This window comes from Streptomyces sp. NPDC031426, from assembly GCF_055581585.1.
In genome coordinates this window covers 130,304-146,033 of sequence record NZ_JBVIJE010000015.1, presented here as the reverse complement: position 1 = coordinate 146,033, position 15,730 = coordinate 130,304, and the positions used below count along the sequence as shown (strand labels likewise).

The 15,730-nt window shown below is 71.4% G+C and carries 16 protein-coding genes; 5 read left to right on the top strand and 11 right to left on the bottom strand.

Annotation, left to right across the window (positions count from 1 at the left end; genetic code table 11):
- Positions 1-16: 16 nt before the first annotated feature.
- From ACZ5NH_RS28690 to ACZ5NH_RS28675, 4 genes are all read right to left on the bottom strand, one after another.
- Positions 17-934 carry a hypothetical protein gene (locus ACZ5NH_RS28690; RefSeq protein ID WP_468779236.1) on the bottom strand — a complete coding sequence of 306 codons (918 nt, stop codon included), beginning with the start codon at positions 932-934 and terminating at the stop codon, positions 17-19.
- Positions 935-947: 13 nt separating this feature from the next.
- On the bottom strand, positions 948-1,244 hold the full coding sequence (locus ACZ5NH_RS28685) for a DUF4193 domain-containing protein (protein ID WP_003997302.1): 297 nt from the start codon (positions 1,242-1,244) through the stop codon (positions 948-950).
- A gap of 414 nt (positions 1,245-1,658) precedes the next feature.
- Positions 1,659-2,915, bottom strand: coding sequence for a sensor histidine kinase (locus tag ACZ5NH_RS28680; protein ID WP_468779234.1), 1,257 nt, complete (start codon positions 2,913-2,915; stop codon positions 1,659-1,661).
- A gap of 6 nt (positions 2,916-2,921) precedes the next feature.
- Positions 2,922-3,575, bottom strand: a complete 654-nt coding sequence (locus tag ACZ5NH_RS28675; RefSeq protein WP_023546086.1) for a response regulator transcription factor — start codon at positions 3,573-3,575, stop codon at positions 2,922-2,924.
- Between the two features lie 417 nt (positions 3,576-3,992).
- On the opposite strand from ACZ5NH_RS28675, the gene ACZ5NH_RS28670 reads away from it, so the two are divergent.
- Positions 3,993-4,166, top strand: coding sequence for a hypothetical protein (locus ACZ5NH_RS28670; protein ID WP_023546087.1), 174 nt, complete (start codon positions 3,993-3,995; stop codon positions 4,164-4,166).
- A 102-nt stretch (positions 4,167-4,268) separates the two neighbouring features.
- On the opposite strand, the gene ACZ5NH_RS28665 is transcribed toward ACZ5NH_RS28670, so the two are convergent.
- Together ACZ5NH_RS28665 and ACZ5NH_RS28660 are read right to left on the bottom strand one after the other, a co-directional pair.
- On the bottom strand, positions 4,269-5,084 hold the full coding sequence (locus ACZ5NH_RS28665; RefSeq protein ID WP_451554715.1) for an inositol monophosphatase family protein: 816 nt from the start codon (positions 5,082-5,084) through the stop codon (positions 4,269-4,271).
- A gap of 8 nt (positions 5,085-5,092) precedes the next feature.
- A complete protein-coding gene (locus ACZ5NH_RS28660) occupies positions 5,093-6,220 on the bottom strand; it encodes a ferrochelatase (RefSeq protein WP_468779231.1) in 1,128 nt (375 codons plus the stop codon).
- A 173-nt stretch (positions 6,221-6,393) separates the two neighbouring features.
- Between ACZ5NH_RS28660 and ACZ5NH_RS28655 the strand changes: the two genes are divergently transcribed.
- Both ACZ5NH_RS28655 and ACZ5NH_RS28650 read left to right on the top strand, forming a co-directional pair.
- Positions 6,394-7,632 carry an MFS transporter gene (locus ACZ5NH_RS28655; RefSeq protein WP_468779230.1) on the top strand — a complete coding sequence of 413 codons (1,239 nt, stop codon included), beginning with the start codon at positions 6,394-6,396 and terminating at the stop codon, positions 7,630-7,632.
- The gene (locus ACZ5NH_RS28650) at positions 7,592-8,911 is read left to right on the top strand and encodes a D-arabinono-1,4-lactone oxidase (protein ID WP_468779228.1); all 1,320 of its coding nucleotides are present in this window, start codon (positions 7,592-7,594) and stop codon (positions 8,909-8,911) included. The genes ACZ5NH_RS28655 and ACZ5NH_RS28650 overlap by 41 nt, the downstream gene beginning before the upstream one ends.
- On the opposite strand, the gene ACZ5NH_RS28645 is transcribed toward ACZ5NH_RS28650, so the two are convergent.
- Positions 8,835-9,560: a hypothetical protein gene (locus tag ACZ5NH_RS28645; RefSeq protein WP_468779226.1), complete on the bottom strand. Its 726-nt coding sequence runs from the start codon at positions 9,558-9,560 to the stop codon at positions 8,835-8,837. The genes ACZ5NH_RS28650 and ACZ5NH_RS28645 overlap by 77 nt on opposite strands.
- A gap of 480 nt (positions 9,561-10,040) precedes the next feature.
- Here ACZ5NH_RS28645 and sepH point away from each other — a divergent pair, with 480 nt between their 5' ends.
- A complete protein-coding gene (sepH, locus tag ACZ5NH_RS28640) occupies positions 10,041-11,081 on the top strand; it encodes a septation protein SepH (protein WP_388624851.1) in 1,041 nt (346 codons plus the stop codon).
- A 170-nt stretch (positions 11,082-11,251) separates the two neighbouring features.
- Here sepH and ACZ5NH_RS28635 read toward each other — a convergent pair whose 3' ends face one another.
- Positions 11,252-12,103, bottom strand: coding sequence for a sulfurtransferase (locus ACZ5NH_RS28635; RefSeq protein ID WP_468779224.1), 852 nt, complete (start codon positions 12,101-12,103; stop codon positions 11,252-11,254).
- 320 nt (positions 12,104-12,423) lie between these two features.
- Between ACZ5NH_RS28635 and ACZ5NH_RS28630 the strand changes: the two genes are divergently transcribed.
- Complete coding sequence (locus tag ACZ5NH_RS28630) at positions 12,424-13,215, top strand: VOC family protein (RefSeq protein ID WP_388624857.1); 792 nt, start codon at positions 12,424-12,426, stop codon at positions 13,213-13,215.
- A gap of 36 nt (positions 13,216-13,251) precedes the next feature.
- Here the strand turns inward: ACZ5NH_RS28630 and ACZ5NH_RS28625 are convergent, their stop codons facing one another.
- From ACZ5NH_RS28625 to ACZ5NH_RS28615, 3 genes are read right to left on the bottom strand one after another with little or no spacing between them, the layout of a single operon-like run.
- Positions 13,252-13,902 (bottom strand): thymidine kinase, encoded by a 651-nt coding sequence (locus ACZ5NH_RS28625; protein WP_451557339.1) that lies wholly within the window; start codon positions 13,900-13,902, stop codon positions 13,252-13,254.
- A gap of 46 nt (positions 13,903-13,948) precedes the next feature.
- A complete protein-coding gene (locus ACZ5NH_RS28620) occupies positions 13,949-15,139 on the bottom strand; it encodes an alkaline phosphatase family protein (protein WP_388624863.1) in 1,191 nt (396 codons plus the stop codon).
- Complete coding sequence (locus ACZ5NH_RS28615) at positions 15,139-15,726, bottom strand: DUF5998 family protein (protein WP_468779221.1); 588 nt, start codon at positions 15,724-15,726, stop codon at positions 15,139-15,141. Before ACZ5NH_RS28615 ends, ACZ5NH_RS28620 begins: the two co-directional genes overlap by 1 nt.
- Positions 15,727-15,730 lie beyond the last annotated feature (4 nt).

The window sequence follows — 15,730 nt, the reverse complement described above, 5'->3', positions numbered from 1 at the left end:
CCCTCCGGCGGGCCGGCTAGAGCTCTTCGGGGAGGTCGCGCAGCTTCAGCGGTTCCGCCGGCTCCTCCAGCGGCGGCAGCTCGGCCAGTTCCTCCCAGGGCACCTGGATCTTGCGCAGGTCGGCCCGGACGTGCGCGGCGAGTTTCTTGGTGTCCCGGCGGTTCATGACCGCCCCGACCGCGGCGCCCACCATGAAGGGCATGAGGTTGGGCAGGTCGCGGACCACCCGCTTCATGATCTGCTGGCGCAGTTCGCGCTTCATGCGGACGCTGAGGGCCGCGTCGTACGTCGACGGCTTCATCACGTCGATGCCGCGCTCCCCCGACCAGGAGGACAGATACGCGGTACTGCGGGTCTTGATGTTCCCCGGCGGCCGTACGCCGTAGACCTCGTGCAGTTCGGCGACGAGCTTCAGCTCGATCGCGGCGACCCCGGTGATCTCCGCGGCCAGTTCGGTCGGCATCGCGGGCGGCACCGGCAGCATCGCCGCCGCTCCGATCCCGGCTCCCACCGTCGAGGTGCCGGCCGCCGCGCCCGCCACCAGCTTGTCGGCGAGTTCTTCGGGTCCGAGACCCGGGAACTGCCGGCGCAGGGTCGCGAGGTCACGTACGGGGACACGCGGGGCGATCTCGATGATGCGGTCCGCGAGGTAGGCCAGGCCCACGCGGGCGCCGCTGCCGCCCCTGCGGACCCCTTCCCGGGCCAGGTCCCAGGCCCTGTCGCGCATCACCGCAGCCCGTCGCCGGGCGACGGGCGCGGGCTGCTGCACCGGCGCCGGGTGGTCCGCCCGGTCGGTCGCCGGTTCGAGCGGGGCCACCACTCCGGGTGCGCCCCGCTCGTCGTCACGCGCGCCGTACGAGCCGTCGGACGGCTCTTCGTCCGCTTTCCCCAGGGAGGAGAAGCGGCGCTTCCGTGGAGGGGTCGAGCCAGACACGGCCGACCCCTCCTCAGTCGCAGTCGCGGCAGATCGGCTGACCGTTCTTCTCCCGGGCCAGCTGGCTGCGGTGGTGCACCAGGAAGCAGCTCATGCAGGTGAACTCGTCCTGCTGCTTCGGCAGCACCCGGACGGCCAGCTCCTCGTTCGAGAGGTCGGCGCCGGGCAGTTCGAGGCCCTCGGCGGCCTCGAACTCGTCGACGTCCACCGACGAGGTGGACTTGTCGTTCCGCCGGGCCTTCAGCTCTTCAAGGCTGTCCGAGTCGACGTCGTCGTCGGTCTTGCGTGGAGTGTCGTAATCCGTTGCCATATCGCTCTCCCCCTCTGGGTGTCTGCGGTGTCTCCAGCGCACGTAACGCGTGAGAGGCCGGACTTGTGCCCGACCTGAGGCGGAGATTTTGCCTCACATCAAGGTCTGTTACTCAATCGACACCCAACCCGACCTCTCAAGAGTGATCGGCTTGGATGGCGGTGAGGACCGTACACGGTTCGAATGCCGCACCTCAAAGGCGCCTCACCGTGTACTTCCCGTGATCATGAGCCCTGAAAACTGGGACTTTCCCGGCTTTCTGCCATGTTTCATGATCACAGAGAGTACATGGCTGAAAATCCGTCCATGTGATCGATCACACAACGGCAAGCCCATTCGGAGGCTGAAAAATTCCGCGTAAAGCGAACATCTCCCGTGTGTGTCGATTCCGGGCCCAGGTGGGCCGGTCACGGATCACAGCGGCAGGGTGACCCGCATCACCAGACCCCCGCCCTCGCGGGGCTGCGCCACGATGTGGCCGCCGTGCGCGCGGGCCACGGACCGGGCGATGGACAGGCCGAGTCCCACGCCCTTGTCGCTGCCTGTGCGCTCCGTACGGAGCCGTCTGAAGGGCTCGAAAAGGTTGTCGATCTCGTACGCCGGCACCACCGGCCCGGTGTTCGTGACGGTCAGCACCGCCTGCCCGTGCTGGACCTCGGTGGTCACTTCGACCCAGCCCTCATCCGACACGTTGTACCGCACCGCGTTCTGCAGCAGGTTCAGCGCGATCCGCTCCAGCAGCACGCCGTTGCCCTGCACCACCACCGGCTTGCGCTCGCCGCGGATCTTCACGCCCTTGGCCTCGGCCTCGGCGTGCACCTGGTCGATGGCCTGGGTGGCGACCTCGGCCAGGTCGACGGGCCCCCGCTCGACGATCTGGTTGTCGCTGCGGGCGAGCAGCAGCAGACCCTCGACGAGCTGCTCGCTGCGCTCGTTGGTGGCCAGCAGCGTCTTGCCCAGCTGCTGCAGCTCCACCGGCGCGTTCGGGTCCGACAGATGGACCTCCAGAAGCGTTCTGTTGATCGCGAGCGGGGTGCGCAGCTCATGGGAGGCGTTGCCGACGAAGCGCTGCTGGGCGGTGAAGGCCCGCTGGAGCCGCTCCAGCATGTCGTCGAAGGTGTCCGCCAGCTCCTTCAGCTCGTCGTCCGGGCCGTCCAGCTCGATCCGGCGGGACAGGTCGGACCCGGCCACCTGACGGGCGGTGCGGGTGATCCGGCCCAGCGGGGACAGCACGCGGCCGGCCATCGCGTAACCGAACGCGAAGGCGATCACGGCGAGGCCCAGCAGGGCCAGCAGGGAGCGGCTGAGCAGGTCGTCCAGGGCCGCCTGGCGCTGCTGATCCACGCAGTGAGCGATCACTTCGTTGAAGTCCGACAGCGGCACCGGGTTGGAGTTGATCGCGGTGATCGCGGGGCAGTTGTCGCTGGTGACCCGGATGTTCGTCCCGCTGACGATCTTGAACAGCGGCTGGTTGCCGGTGCTGATCGCCTGCGCGGCCAGGAGGTAGATGATCGACAGCAGCAGGATGCCGGCGATCAGGAACATGCCGCCGTAGAGCAACGTGAGCCGTATGCGGATGGTCGGGCGCAGCCACGGGAAGGGCGGCTGCGGCCTTCTGGGGTCCCAGGTGGGTTTCGGTGGCGCCTGGGGCGGCGCGGGTGTGGCGGCCATGGCGGATCAGATCCGGTAGCCGGAGCCGGGGACGGTGACGATCACCGGCGGCTCGCCCAGCTTGCGCCGCAGGGTCATCACGGTCACCCGCACGACGTTGGTGAACGGGTCGGTGTTCTCGTCCCAGGCCTTCTCCAGCAGCTGCTCCGCCGAGACCACCGCGCCCTCGCTGCGCATGAGCACCTCCAGCACCGCGAACTCCTTGGGCGCGAGCTGGATCTCCTTGCCCTCACGGAAGACCTCGCGGCGGTTGGGGTCCAGCTTGATGCCGGCGCGCTCCAGGACCGGCGGCAGGGGAACGCTCGTACGACGGCCGAGGGCGCGCACGCGCGCGATCAGTTCGCTGAACGCGAAGGGCTTGGGGAGATAGTCGTCGGCGCCGATCTCCAGGCCCTCGACCCGGTCGCTGACGTCGCCGGACGCCGTGAGCATGAGCACGCGCGTGGGCATGCCCAGCTCGACGATCTTGCGGCAGACGTCGTCGCCGTGCACCAGCGGGAGGTCGCGGTCGAGGACGACCACGTCGTAGTCGTTCACGCCGATGCGCTCCAGGGCGGCCGCACCGTCGTACACGACGTCGACGGCCATGGCCTCCCGGCGCAGTCCGGTGGCCACCGCATCGGCGAGCAGTTGCTCGTCCTCGACGACGAGTACGCGCACGTCGCTTGTCCTTCCTCATGTCCACCCGCGTAGCGCGCCGTGGGCGCGTGCGGGCAGGGGTGTTCGTGGGGTGTGACCTCCATCCTGCCCTTTTCGGCCGTAAGTCGGCTGTAAGGCGGGTTGTGGACCGCACGGATCCGCGCTCCGGGGCGGGAATACGAGATTTTCTCCTCCGGTTGAGGTTTCCGGGTGAGGGAGTGGGGGGAGGACGGCTTTACACCCCGCGATCACGCTCTGCATGTGCCGCAGCACCATGCGGTACTCCGCGATCCGCTTCCGCAGAGTGGGCGCGGGTGTCCGGCACCGTCGCCGCCCAGCAGGGCAGCGCTGGGCACCCGTGAGAGACGTGATCGCCCCTTTCCCAAACAGGCACACCCCCGTGCCACCGACCCACGACCCAGGACGAGGGGGCGCAGCATGGACGCTTTCACCGCAGGACTTCTGCAGCGCATAAGGGCGACCGAGTCCGACCTGTCGCGGGCTCGTGACGAGGGTGACGACTTCCTCGTCGAAGTGGAGCAGGCAGAGCTCGACGACCTGCGACGCCTCGCCGCCGAACACGGTGTGGAGGTCGGCGCGTCACGCGTCTGATCGGCCCGAAAGCGCAACAACGGGACCCCCGGCGAATCCAGCGCCGGGGGTCCCGTCCGTCTCTCACCTGCGGGCTCGGTTGTTTCTCACCTGCGGGCTCGGTCAGTCATGCCACGCCCCGAACTCCTCCAGCAGCCCCTGCAGCGGCTGGAACACCCCCGGCGACCCGGCGACGGTCAGATCCCGCGACGGCCGCTCCCCGGGCCGCCCACCGACCAGCGCGCCCGCCTCCCGGGCGATCAGGTCGCCCGCCGCGAAGTCCCACGCGTTCAGCCCCCGCTCGTAGTACCCGTCGAGCCGGCCGCAGGCCACATCGCACAGGTCGACCGCCGCAGAGCCGCCGCGCCGGATGTCCCGCAGCAGCGGGATCAGCCGGCCGGCCACCTCGGCCTGGTGGGCGCGGACCTCGGCGACGTAGTTGAAGCCGGTGGAGACCAGCGCCTGGTCCAGCGGGGGCGCGGGACGGCAGGCGAGCGCCCGCTCGCCCTCCCATGCGCCGGTGGCCCACGCGCCGCCGCCCCGCACCGCCTGGTACGTCTCGCCGCGCATCGGAGCGGCGACGACCCCGGCGACGGTCTCGCCGTCCTGCTCGGCCGCGATGGACACCGCCCAGGTCGGCAGCCCGTACAGGTAGTTCACCGTGCCGTCGAGCGGATCGATCACCCAGCGGACGCCGCTGGTGCCCGCCACGGAGGCGCCCTCCTCGCCGAGGAATCCGTCGTCGGGCCGCCGGCCGGAGATCAGATCGGTGATCAGCTTCTCCGCGGCGATGTCCATCTCGGTGACGACGTCGATCGGGCTGGACTTGGTCCTCGCCACTGCCAGGTCGGCCGGTCGGCCGTCCCGCAGCAGCTCACCGGCGCGGCGGGCGGCCTCCTGGGCCAGCTCCAGCAGTTCCCGGTGCAGGGGGTCGGTCACGGGTCTCCTCACGCGTAGGGGCTGTCGGCGCCGGCGGCGGCCGGGTAGGGCGCACGGGCGGGGCAGCAGCCGACCGGGCAGAGGTTGTGGCTCGCGCCCAGCGCACCCAGGGCGCACGGGGTGACCTCCTGGCCGCGCTCCACGGCGGCGCGCTCCGTGATCAGGTCGCGGACTGCGGCGGCGAACCGGGGGTCGGCGCCGACGGTGGCCGAGCGGCGCACCGGCAGCCCCAGTTCCCCTGCCTTGGCCTTGGCCTCGGTGTCGAGGTCGTAGAGGACCTCCATGTGGTCGGAGACGAAGCCGATGGGCGCCATGACGACGGCCGGGACGCCCGCCGCGTGCTGCTCCTGAAGGTGGTCGCAGATGTCCGGTTCCAGCCACGGGATGTGCGGGGCGCCGGAGCGCGACTGGTAGACCAGCCGCCAGGGGTGGTCGACGCCGGTGCGCTCGCGGACGGCGTCGGCGATCAGCTGGGCCACGTCCAGGTGCTGCTCGACGTAGGCGCCGCCCTCGCCGTGGGTCTCGACCGGGCCGGAGGTGTCGGCGGCGGAGGTCGGGATGGAGTGGGTGGTGAAGGCGATGTGGGCGCCCGCGCGGACGTCCTCGGGAAGATCTTCGAGGGCGCGCAGCACGCCGTCGATCATGGGCTCGACGAAGCCCGGGTGGTTGAAGTAGTGCCGCAGCTTGTCGATCTTCGGCAGCGGCAGGCCCTCGGCCTCCAGGGTGGCCAGCGCGTCGGCCAGGTTCTCGCGGTACTGGCGGCAGCCCGAGTAGGAGGCGTAGGCGCTGGTGGCGAGCACGAGGATGCGGCGGCGGCCGTCGGCGACCATCTCGCGCAGGGTGTCCGTCAGGTACGGCGCCCAGTTGCGGTTCCCCCAGTAGACCGGCAGGTCCAGGCCGTGCTCGGCGAAGTCCTTGCGCAGGGCGTCCAGCAGGGCGCGGTTCTGGTCGTTGATGGGGCTGACCCCGCCGAACAGGAAGTAGTGCTGCCCGACTTCCTTCAGGCGTTCCTTCGGGATGCCGCGCCCGCGCGTGACGTTCTCCAGGAACGGGACCACGTCGTCCGGGCCTTCGGGGCCGCCGAAGGAGAGCAGGAGCAGGGCGTCGTACGGGGTGGCATCGAGCGCGTCAGGCATGTCTCGATCCTGCCACTCGGTACTGACAGCCAGGAAACAGCGGGGTGACGAGTCGGGTTCCAGTCGGTTTATGCCGGTTTTTCCCGCAGGCAAAATCAGGTGCCGTTAGGGTCCCCTAACTCGTAAGCTGTATCAGCCGTATTCGCGCCTTACCGAGCCGCTTCGGAGACCCCGTGCCCAGCCCCTACAGAGCCCTGTTCGCCGAACCCGGCACCAAGGCGTTCTCCGCCGCGGGATTCCTCGGCCGGATGCCGCTGTCGATGATGGGCATCGGCGTGGTCACGATGGTCTCCCAGCTGACCGGGCGGTACGGGCTCGCGGGGGCACTGTCGGCGACCATCGCGCTGTCCGCCGCGGCGATCGGGCCGCAGATCTCCCGGCTGGTCGACCGGCACGGGCAGCGCCGGGTGCTGCGTCCCGCGACCCTGGTGGCCCTCACGGCGGCGGCCGGGCTGCTGCTCACCGCGCACCTGAAGTGGCCGGACTGGGTGCTGTTCGGGTGCGCGGCCGGGATCGGTTCGGTGCCGAGCCTGGGGGCGATGATCCGGGCCCGCTGGGCGGCGCTGTACCGGGGCACCGGCAAGCTGCACATCGCGTACTCGTTCGAGTCGGTCGTCGACGAGGTCTGCTTCATCTTCGGCCCGATCATCTCCATCGGACTGTCCACGACCTGGTTCCCGGAGGCCGGGCCGCTGCTCGCCGCCTGTTTCCTGGCCGCCGGCGTCTTCTGGCTCACCTCCCAGCGCGCCACCGAACCGGAGCCGCACCCGCGCGAGCACCACGGCGGCGGTACGGCCCTGCACTCGGCCGGGCTGCAGGTGCTGGTGGCCACCTTCGCGGCGACCGGCGCGATCTTCGGGTCGGTGGACGTGGTCACCGTCGCCTTCGCCGACGAGCGCGGCCACAAGGGCGCCGCGAGCGTGGTCCTGGCGCTGTACGCGGCCGGATCCTGCGTGGCCGGGGTGGTCTTCGGGCTGCTGCGGTTCGCCGGGGCGCCGGAACGCCGCTGGCTGCTGGGCGTGGCGGCGATGGCCGTGAGTATGATCCCCCTCCTACTGGTCGGAAACCTGCCGCTTCTGGCCGTGGCGCTGTTCGTTTCGGGGCTGTCCATCGCACCGACGATGATCACGACGATGTCCCTCATCGAAGAGCACGTACCTCGCGCGCAGCTCACCGAAGGTATGACCTGGGTGAGCACCGGCCTCGCGGTCGGGGTCGCGCTCGGCTCGTCCGTGGCCGGCTCGGTGATCGACGCAGCCGGGGCGCGGGCCGGGTACGGGGTTCCGGCCGTGTCCGGGGCCGTCGCGGTCGCGGTCGGTTTCCTCGGGTACCGCCGGCTGCGCAGGCCGGCCGCGGGTCGGGGAGGCACCGTTGAGCAGCACAGCGAGCGGGAAGAACGGCACCTGGCGTAACTGGGGCGGGAATGTCTCCGCCCGGCCCGCCCGGCAGGTCGCACCGGCGTCGGTGGAGGAACTGGCGGCGGCGGTGCGCCGGGCCGCCGAGGACGGTCTGAAGGTGAAGGCGGTCGGGACCGGCCACTCCTTCACGTCCATAGCCGCCACCGACGGAGTGTTGATCCGCCCTCAACTGTTGACCGGTATTCGCAAGATTGATCGTGCAGCCATGACGGTCACGGTCGAGGCCGGCACCCCGCTCAAGAGACTCAATGCGGCTCTGGCGCGCGAGGGACTGTCGCTCACCAACATGGGCGACATCATGGAGCAGACCGTCTCCGGGGCCACCAGCACCGGCACGCACGGCACGGGCCGCGAGTCGGCCTCGATCGCCGCCCAGATCACAGCGCTCGAACTCGTCACGGCGGACGGCTCGGTGCTCACCTGCTCCGAGAAGGAGAACCCCGAGGTGTTCGCGGCCGCCCGAATAGGCCTCGGCGCCCTCGGCATCGTCACCGCGATCACGTTCGCCGTGGAGCCGATCTTCCTGCTCACCGCGCGCGAGGAGCCGATGCCCCTGGACCGGGTCCTCGCCGAGTTCGATCAACTCTGGGCGGAGAACGAGCACTTCGAGTTCTACTGGTTCCCGCACACCGGCAACACCAACACCAAGCGGAACAACCGCAGCGCCGGTCCCGAGCAGCCCGTGGGGCAGCTGGCCGGCTGGTTCGAGGACGAGTTCCTCTCCAACGGCGTCTTCCAGGTGGCCCAGTGGGTCGGCCGCGCCGCCCCCGCCACCGTTCCCGCCATCGCCCGGATCTCCAGCAAGGCCCTGTCCGCGCGGACCTACACGGACATCCCGTACAAGGTCTTCACCTCGCCGCGCCGGGTGCGCTTCCTGGAGATGGAGTACGCCGTCCCGCGTGCGGCCCTGGCGCAGACGCTCGGCGAGCTGAAGAGCATGGTCGAACGCTCGGGGCTGCGGGTCAGCTTCCCTGTCGAGGTGCGCACCGCCCCGGCCGACGACATCACCCTGTCCACCGCCTCCGGCCGGGACAGCGCCTATGTCGCCGTCCACATGTTCCGGGGCACGCCCTATCAGGCCTACTTCACCGCCGCCGAGCGCATCTTCACCGCCCACGAGGGCCGGCCGCACTGGGGCAAGGTGCACACCCGGGACGCCGAGTACTTCACGCGCGTGTACCCGCGTTTCGGCGAGTTCACTGCGCTGAGGGACCGCCTTGACCCGGAACGGCTGTTCCAGAACGACTACTTGCGGAGGGTTCTGGGGTCGTAGGCGTCTGGGCGGCCCCGCTGGGCGTGGGGGTCGGCGGCGGGCTCGGGCCGTCACTCGCCCCGCCGCCCGGGGAGTCGCCGGGCGCCGGCGTCGCGCTGTGGGCCGTACCGTCGCCGGCACCGGGCGCGTGCTCGCGGGACGGAGTCTCCGAAGGAGCCGGTGTCTCCTGGGACTTGGCGGGCGCGTCGGGCGTCACGGAGGAAGAGCCCTGGCCGGTGACGGCGTCGCTGACCGTCGTACCAGTGCCGCCGTTGAAGCTGTTGCCGGACACCAGTTCATACGTCGTGATGCCGCCCATGGTCACTCCGAACACGAGGGCGGCCGCGACCACCGGCCGCCGCCGGCTCTTCACCCGCGCGCGGTAGAGGGTGCCCTCGGTGAACTCGCCCGGAGCCGGTGGCACTTGCTCCCTGGGACGGGCCGCGACCGTCGCCTCCCGCAACTGCTCCCCCGTCCGCTTGAAGAAGTGCTGGAACACCGTGCCCCCACAAGTGGCGACGATGCTGACGACTCCCGCGCCGAAAATCGTGCCGTACACCCCGAAGTACGACGCCAGTTTGGCCGCCACGACGGCCGCGAGAGCGCTGCCCGCGACCTGGGGGACGCTCAGGTCGATCCGTTTGCGACCCGCGTCGGGCGTCTCACGCATACCCGGAACTTGCCTGCCTTTCCCGTACTTGATCGACATTGATCCACCGACTGCACGAGATAGGGACGTACAGCGGAAACCATTAGTTCCGTTTCTGGGGATTGCGTGAAGTTCGCCACGTTCATGATCCGTAAAACCGGTTGCCGACGGCCAAGTCGCAAGCGTTGCCAGAAGTTGGGCGGCGTGCCCATCCACGCACATGGTCCAAATGGAGTACTGTTGCGAGCCCTGGGCCTGGTCTCCCACCAGGGTGTCCGCGGCCTTGAAGGACCGCCGGGAGGGGGCTAGTTGCACAGGGTGACGAATTTGGTCACTTAGCGTTGCGAATAGGTAACCGTGCCATAACGGCGGCCCAGGGCCCGTGCCCGACACGCCGGGCAACTCGGCAAGGTTGTGGCAGGCTGCACCCGGGCAGGCCACACTCGACTAGCGGAAGCAGCGACGCACGTGACGTCGGCAGGCACCACCCGGGAGGTCCCCATGCCCGAACTGCGTGTCGTGGCCGTCTCGAATGACGGCACACGGCTGGTGCTCAAGGCTGCCGACGCAACGGAGTACACCCTTCCGATCGACGAACGGCTGCGCGCCGCCGTGCGCGGCGACCGGCCGCGCCTCGGCCAGATCGAGATCGAGGTCGAGAGCCATCTCCGCCCCCGTGACATCCAGGCGCGTATACGCGCCGGTGCCACAGCGGAAGAGGTCGCCCAGCTCGCCGGCATCCCCGTCGACCGGGTCCGGCGCTTCGAGGGGCCCGTACTGGCCGAGCGCGCCTTCATGGCCGAGCGCGCCCGCAAGACCCCGGTCCGCCGCCCCGGCGAGAACTCGGGTCCGCTGCTCGGCGAGGCCGTGCAGGAGCGGCTGCTGCTGCGCGGCGCCGAGAAGGACACCGTGCAGTGGGACTCCTGGCGCCGCGACGACGGCACCTGGGAGGTGCTCCTCGTCTACCGGGTCGCGGGCGAACCGCACTCGGCGAGCTGGACGTACGACCCGCCCCGGCGGCTCGTCCAGGCCGTGGACGACGAGGCACGCTCGCTGATCGGCGAGTCCGACGACCTCGCCGTGCCCGAGCCGAGCTTCCCGTTCGTGCCGCGCATCGCCCGCCTGCCACGCGAGCGTTCGATGGACCGCGCGCTGGACCGGGGCGAGCGGGAGCGGCCGAGTCTGCCCGCGCAGGCGTCCGAGCCTCCCGAGGAGAGCACGGGCGAACGCGACTCGCTGACCAGCCTGCTGGAGGCGGTGCCGAGCTTCCGGGGCGACCTGGTGGTCCCGGAGCGCCCGGCGGAGACACCGGAGGAACCCGACGGCGAGACGGCCGCCGAGGAGCCGCCGGCCCCCGCCGCCTCGGCCGGTTCGGCGTACGCGGACGTCCTCATGCCCCGCTCCGTCGGCAGCCACCGCGATCGGCTGATCGGCGCCACCGACCGCCAGGCCGAGGCCGACGGCGTCCGCCCCGGCCGCCGCGCCGCCGTGCCGAGCTGGGACGAGATCGTGTTCGGCACGCGCCGCAAGAAGCAGGAGTAACCGGCCGTACGGAAGCGGAACGTGGGGGGCACGCGCGCATGCCCCCCACTTCCGGCTGCGCGCGCGTGCCCGGCTTTCGGGCTGTACGCGCGCGTGCCCGGTTTTCAGGGTGCACACGCGCGTGCCCGCCTTCCGGCCGCACGCGTGCGTGCCCCGCCTCTCGACTGCCGCTACTGCGGATCCGCGCCCACCGCCACCGGCCGGGACGGGTCCGAGGACCACTCGGACCAGGAACCGACGTACAGGGCCGCCGGGATGCCCGCCACGGCCAGCGCGAGCACTTCATGGGCGCCGGAGACGCCCGAGCCGCAGTACACACCCACCTCGGTGTCCGTGGAGACGCCCAGGGCCTTGAAGCGGTCCCGTAGCTCCGCCGCGGGCAGGAAGCGGCCGTCGGGGCCCACGTTCTCCGTCGTCGGCGCCGACACCGCGCCGGGGATGTGCCCGCCGACCCGGTCGATCGGCTCCACCTCACCCCGGTACCGCTCCCCCGCCCGCGCGTCCAGCAGCACACCCGCGCGGGCCAGGGCCGCCGCCGCGTCCGCGTCCAGCAGGCCCGACGCGTCCGGCGCCGGCCGGAAGTCGCCCTCGGTCACAGCGGGCACCTCCGTGGACAGCTCGCCCTGCCAGGACGGCAATCCGCCGTCGAGGACCCGCACGTCCGGGTGACCCGTCCAGCGCAGCAGCCACCAGGCGCGCGCGGCCGCCCAGCCCTGGCCGCCGTCGTAGACGACGACCGGCCGGTCGGCCGACACGCCCGCGCGGCGCATCGCGGCGCCGAACTCCGCGAGGTCCGGAAGCGGATGCCGGCCCCGCTCCCCGGGCACACCGGCCAGCTCCCGGTCCAGGTCGACGAAGACCGCGCCGGGGATGTGCCCGGCCGCGTACTCGGCCGGCCCGTCGAAGGCCGGCGCGCCCGCCGCCTTCGCCAGGCTCAGCTGCCAGCGCACGTCCAGCAGTACCGGAGGGCGGTCGCCGGTCAGCTCGTGTGCGAGATCGGATGCGGTGATGATGGCTCTCATGGCGCCATGCATACGCCAGGGGTGGCCGCGGCGTCCAGGTCCGGCTACTCTGCTCGGCCGGACAGGCTCGATCACCCGGCGTATGGGATCGAGCACGTGCTGTACAGCCGGCGGGCACCCGCCGGCCCTCGTCAGGAAGCGGCGAAAGACGACGGACCGGGCATCCTCCCGGAGGTGTCGCCGAGCGTCGGCGCGGTAAGTCCCGGCGCGGCGTGGAGGATGCGGGCACCGGCGCGGGCGAACCCGCCGTCGGCGTGGACACCCCTTCCGGGGAGCGGAAGCGACACGGCCACCGCGAGGGGCCGGGGAGAGAGTGATCGATGACCGAGGCACGGGAGCCGGCCGGCCCGCACGCGCGGCGTGCGCCCGGCACGCCCTGCTGGGTGAGCCTGATGGCGCACGGGCTGGCCGCCACCGAGGAGTTCTACGGTGAGCTGTTCGGCTGGGAGTTCCGGCCGGGCCCGCAGCAGCTCGGCCCGTATGTGCGGGCGCTGCTCGACGGGTGCGAGGTGGCGGGCATGGGCCAGCTGCCGCCGGACCACCGGCTGCCGATCGCCTGGACGCCGTACCTCGCCTCGCAGGACGTGGACCAGACGGCCGACACGGTGCGGGAGTGCGGCGGAACCGTGGCGGTCGGGCCGCTGGACGCCGCCGAGGCCGGGCGGATGGCCATCGCCGCGGACCCCTCCGGGGCGGTGTTCGGCATCTGGCAGGGCTCCGCGCACCTCGGCACCGCGATCAGCGGAGTGCCCGGCACGCCCGCGTGGAACGAGCTGGTGACCTTCGAGACCGAGAGCGTGTCCAAGTTCTACGCGACCGTGTTCGGTTACGAACGGGAGCCGGTGGTCTCCGCCGACTTCGACTACGTGACCCTCCACCTCGCCGGTCGTCCGGTGGCCGGTCTGCACGGCGTCGGCCACGCGCTGCCCCGCGACCGCGGACCGCACTGGCAGACGTACTTCGAGGTCGCCGACGCCGACGCGACGGTGCGGCAGGTGGCGGATCTCGGCGGCCGTGTCATCAGACAGCCGCACAACAGCCCGCACGGCCGGGTGGCGACGGTGGCGGACCCGGAGGGCGCGGAGTTCTCGGTGATCCAGAACCCGCACTGAGCGCTCGGGGGGACCAGCCGATTCGCCCGGTCGGGTTCAGCCGGAGGAGACCGGCAGCACGTCCGGCGACAGAGCCGCCGCGCGGGCCGTTGCGGCGGTCATGCGGCGGCGGTGGTGGCGGCGGCACAGCACCTCGTAGCCGACCTCACCGGCCGCCTGGTTGACGTCGCCGACGACCACCTGGGCGCCCTCGACCACCATCTCGCCGCCTATCGTGCGGGCGTTGTGCGTGGCCCGGGCGCCGCACCAGCACAGCGCCTCCACCTGGAGCACCTCGATACGGTCGGCCAGCTCCACCAGCCGCTGCGAACCGGGGAAGAGCTTGGAGCGGAAGTCGGTGGTGATCCCGAAGGCGTACACGTCAAGGCCGAGATCGTCCACCACGCGCGCGAGCTGGTCTATCTGCTCGGGCGCGAGGAACTGCGCCTCGTCCGCGATCACGTAGTCGGCCCGGCGGCCCTGCGAGAGGTGGTCCACGAGGGAGGCGTACAGATCCTGGTCGTCGGCGACCTCCACCGCGTCGGTGACCAGCCCGAGCCGGGAGGACAGCTTGCCCTCGCCCGCGCGGTCGTTCCGGGTGAAGATCATGCCGACGAGGCCCCGGGCCGAGCGGTTGTGCTCTATCTGCAGAGCCAGCGTCGACTTCCCGCAGTCCATCGTTCCGGAGAAGAACACCAGCTCGGGCATGAGGGGTTGAGCACCTTTCGGCGAGAGGTCGTGCGGGGCGGGAGGGTCAGGAGCGTACTTCGAGCAGCGGGATCAGCTGCTCGGCGGGCGTCATCGAACCGTGGTTGCCCACCAGCGACGACTCCTTGGGCTCCCGCTCGGACGCGATGATCAGGACGTCGTCGTACGCGGCCGCGACCACGTCCCCGAGCCGGGGGTACACCCGTTCGTCGATGTGCGGCCCGAACCAGCCCGCCGCGATCGCCTCGTCCCGCGAGGCCACCCAGAACTGCTCGCCGAGCACCTCGCGCCAGACGGCCACTACGTCGTTCTCGGCGCCCGGCACCGCGTACACGTGCCGCGCCCGGCCCTCGCCGCCCAGCAGGGCGACCCCGGCGCGCAGCTCCCAGTCCGTGTCGAAGTCGATGCGGTGCTCGTCGTCGAACGGGACGTCGACCATGCCGTGGTCGGCGGTGACGTAGAGCGCGCTGCGCGGCGGCAGTTGCTCGGCGAGGCGCTGGGCGAGCCGGTCGACGTACATCAGCTGGCCGCGCCAGGTGTCGGAGGCGACGCCGTAGCGGTGTCCAGCGCCGTCCAGCTCGGAGTAGTACGTGTAGACCAGCGAGCGGTCCCCGGCGGCCAGTTGCTCCGCCGCGAGGTCCATGCGCTCCTCGCCGCTGAGCCGGCCGTGGAAGCTGCCGCCACTGAGCGCGATCTTGGTGAGCGGGGTGTGCTCGAAGATGGGCGAGGTCACCTGGGCGGCGTGCACCCCGGCTGCCTGGGCCAGCTGGAAGACGGTGGGGTACGGCTGCCAGGCGCGCGGATCGGTGTACGGCTGCCAGCGGAGCTGGTTCATCAGCTCGCCGGTGGCCGGGTTGCGCACGGTGTAGCCGGGCAGGCCGTGGACGCCGGGCGGCAGACCGGTGCCGACGGAGGCGAGGGAGACGGCGGTGGTCGCCGGGTAGCCGGCGGTGAGCGGGCGGCCGGTGCCGCCGCGCGAGGTGCCGAGCAGCGAGGTCAGGAAGGGCGCCTCGTCGGCGTGCGCCCGCAGCTGCTCCCAGCCGAGCCCGTCTATCAGCAGGACACAGACCCGGTCGGCCGGGGTCAGCTCCTCGATCGTGGCGGTCAGGCCGGGGACGCCCATGCCGGCGGCCAGGGTGGGCAGCAGATCGGCGAGGGAGCCGGTGCCGTACTCGGGCAGCGGCGCGGTGTCCAGGGCGAGCGGTTCCGGGTGGTCCCAGGCGGAGAGCTGGGACATCAGCGGGCGATGTCCGCGGTCGCCTCCGAGATGGCCTGGGCGAAGGCGAGCGCCTGGCGCACCGTCTCCGGGCCGTCCCCGGCCTCGCTGACGCGCAGGCTGAGGTCGTCCGCCGTGGAGCTGCCCGTGTAGCCGTGGTCGGCGTCGCAGTTGGGGTCGCCGCAGGCGGCGGGCTCCAGGTCGATACGGCTGACCGCGCCCCAGCCGATGGTCAGCACGACCTCGCGGGGCAGGGTGCCCGGCGCGTACTGCTCGGGGTTGGCGACCACCCGGCTGACCACGACCGACGAGATCCGGTCGATCTTGACGGACTCGGTGGAGGTGGTGGCGTACGGCGTCGGAGAGGTGCTGTCGGCGGCCTGCTCGTCGGTGTGGCTGACGATGAAGCGGTTGCCGGTGAGGACGAGCACGGTCACATGCCGCCGCACCTCGTTCTGATCGAAGGTGGTCTCCTGGTGGACCAGGTACGACCGGACGGGCTCGCCGCCCACAGCGGCCTCCACCGCCTCGGCCACGAGGGCCGGGTAGTAGCCGCTGCGCTCGATCGCCGCGCGCAGCCCCTGGGTCGTCGTACTGGTCTTGGCCATGGCG

What these genes read in the sequence shown, in the direction of transcription:
- ACZ5NH_RS28660 (WP_468779231.1), bottom strand. Translation starts at nt 6,220, where the DNA reads ATGCCTGACGCGCTCGATGCCACCCCGTACGACGCCCTGCTCCTGCTC.
- ACZ5NH_RS28620 (WP_388624863.1), bottom strand. Translation starts at nt 15,139, where the DNA reads ATGTCCCAGCTCTCCGCCTGGGACCACCCGGAACCGCTCGCCCTGGAC.
- ACZ5NH_RS28680 (WP_468779234.1), bottom strand. Translation starts at nt 2,915, where the DNA reads ATGGCCGCCACACCCGCGCCGCCCCAGGCGCCACCGAAACCCACCTGG.
- ACZ5NH_RS28645 (WP_468779226.1), bottom strand. Translation starts at nt 9,560, where the DNA reads ATGCGTGAGACGCCCGACGCGGGTCGCAAACGGATCGACCTGAGCGTC.
- ACZ5NH_RS28670 (WP_023546087.1), top strand. Translation starts at nt 3,993, where the DNA reads ATGGACGCTTTCACCGCAGGACTTCTGCAGCGCATAAGGGCGACCGAG.
- ACZ5NH_RS28625 (WP_451557339.1), bottom strand. Translation starts at nt 13,902, where the DNA reads ATGCCCGAGCTGGTGTTCTTCTCCGGAACGATGGACTGCGGGAAGTCG.
- ACZ5NH_RS28685 (WP_003997302.1), bottom strand. Translation starts at nt 1,244, where the DNA reads ATGGCAACGGATTACGACACTCCACGCAAGACCGACGACGACGTCGAC.
- sepH (WP_388624851.1), top strand. Translation starts at nt 10,041, where the DNA reads ATGCCCGAACTGCGTGTCGTGGCCGTCTCGAATGACGGCACACGGCTG.
- ACZ5NH_RS28615 (WP_468779221.1), bottom strand. Translation starts at nt 15,726, where the DNA reads ATGGCCAAGACCAGTACGACGACCCAGGGGCTGCGCGCGGCGATCGAG.
- ACZ5NH_RS28635 (WP_468779224.1), bottom strand. Translation starts at nt 12,103, where the DNA reads ATGAGAGCCATCATCACCGCATCCGATCTCGCACACGAGCTGACCGGC.
- ACZ5NH_RS28630 (WP_388624857.1), top strand. Translation starts at nt 12,424, where the DNA reads ATGACCGAGGCACGGGAGCCGGCCGGCCCGCACGCGCGGCGTGCGCCC.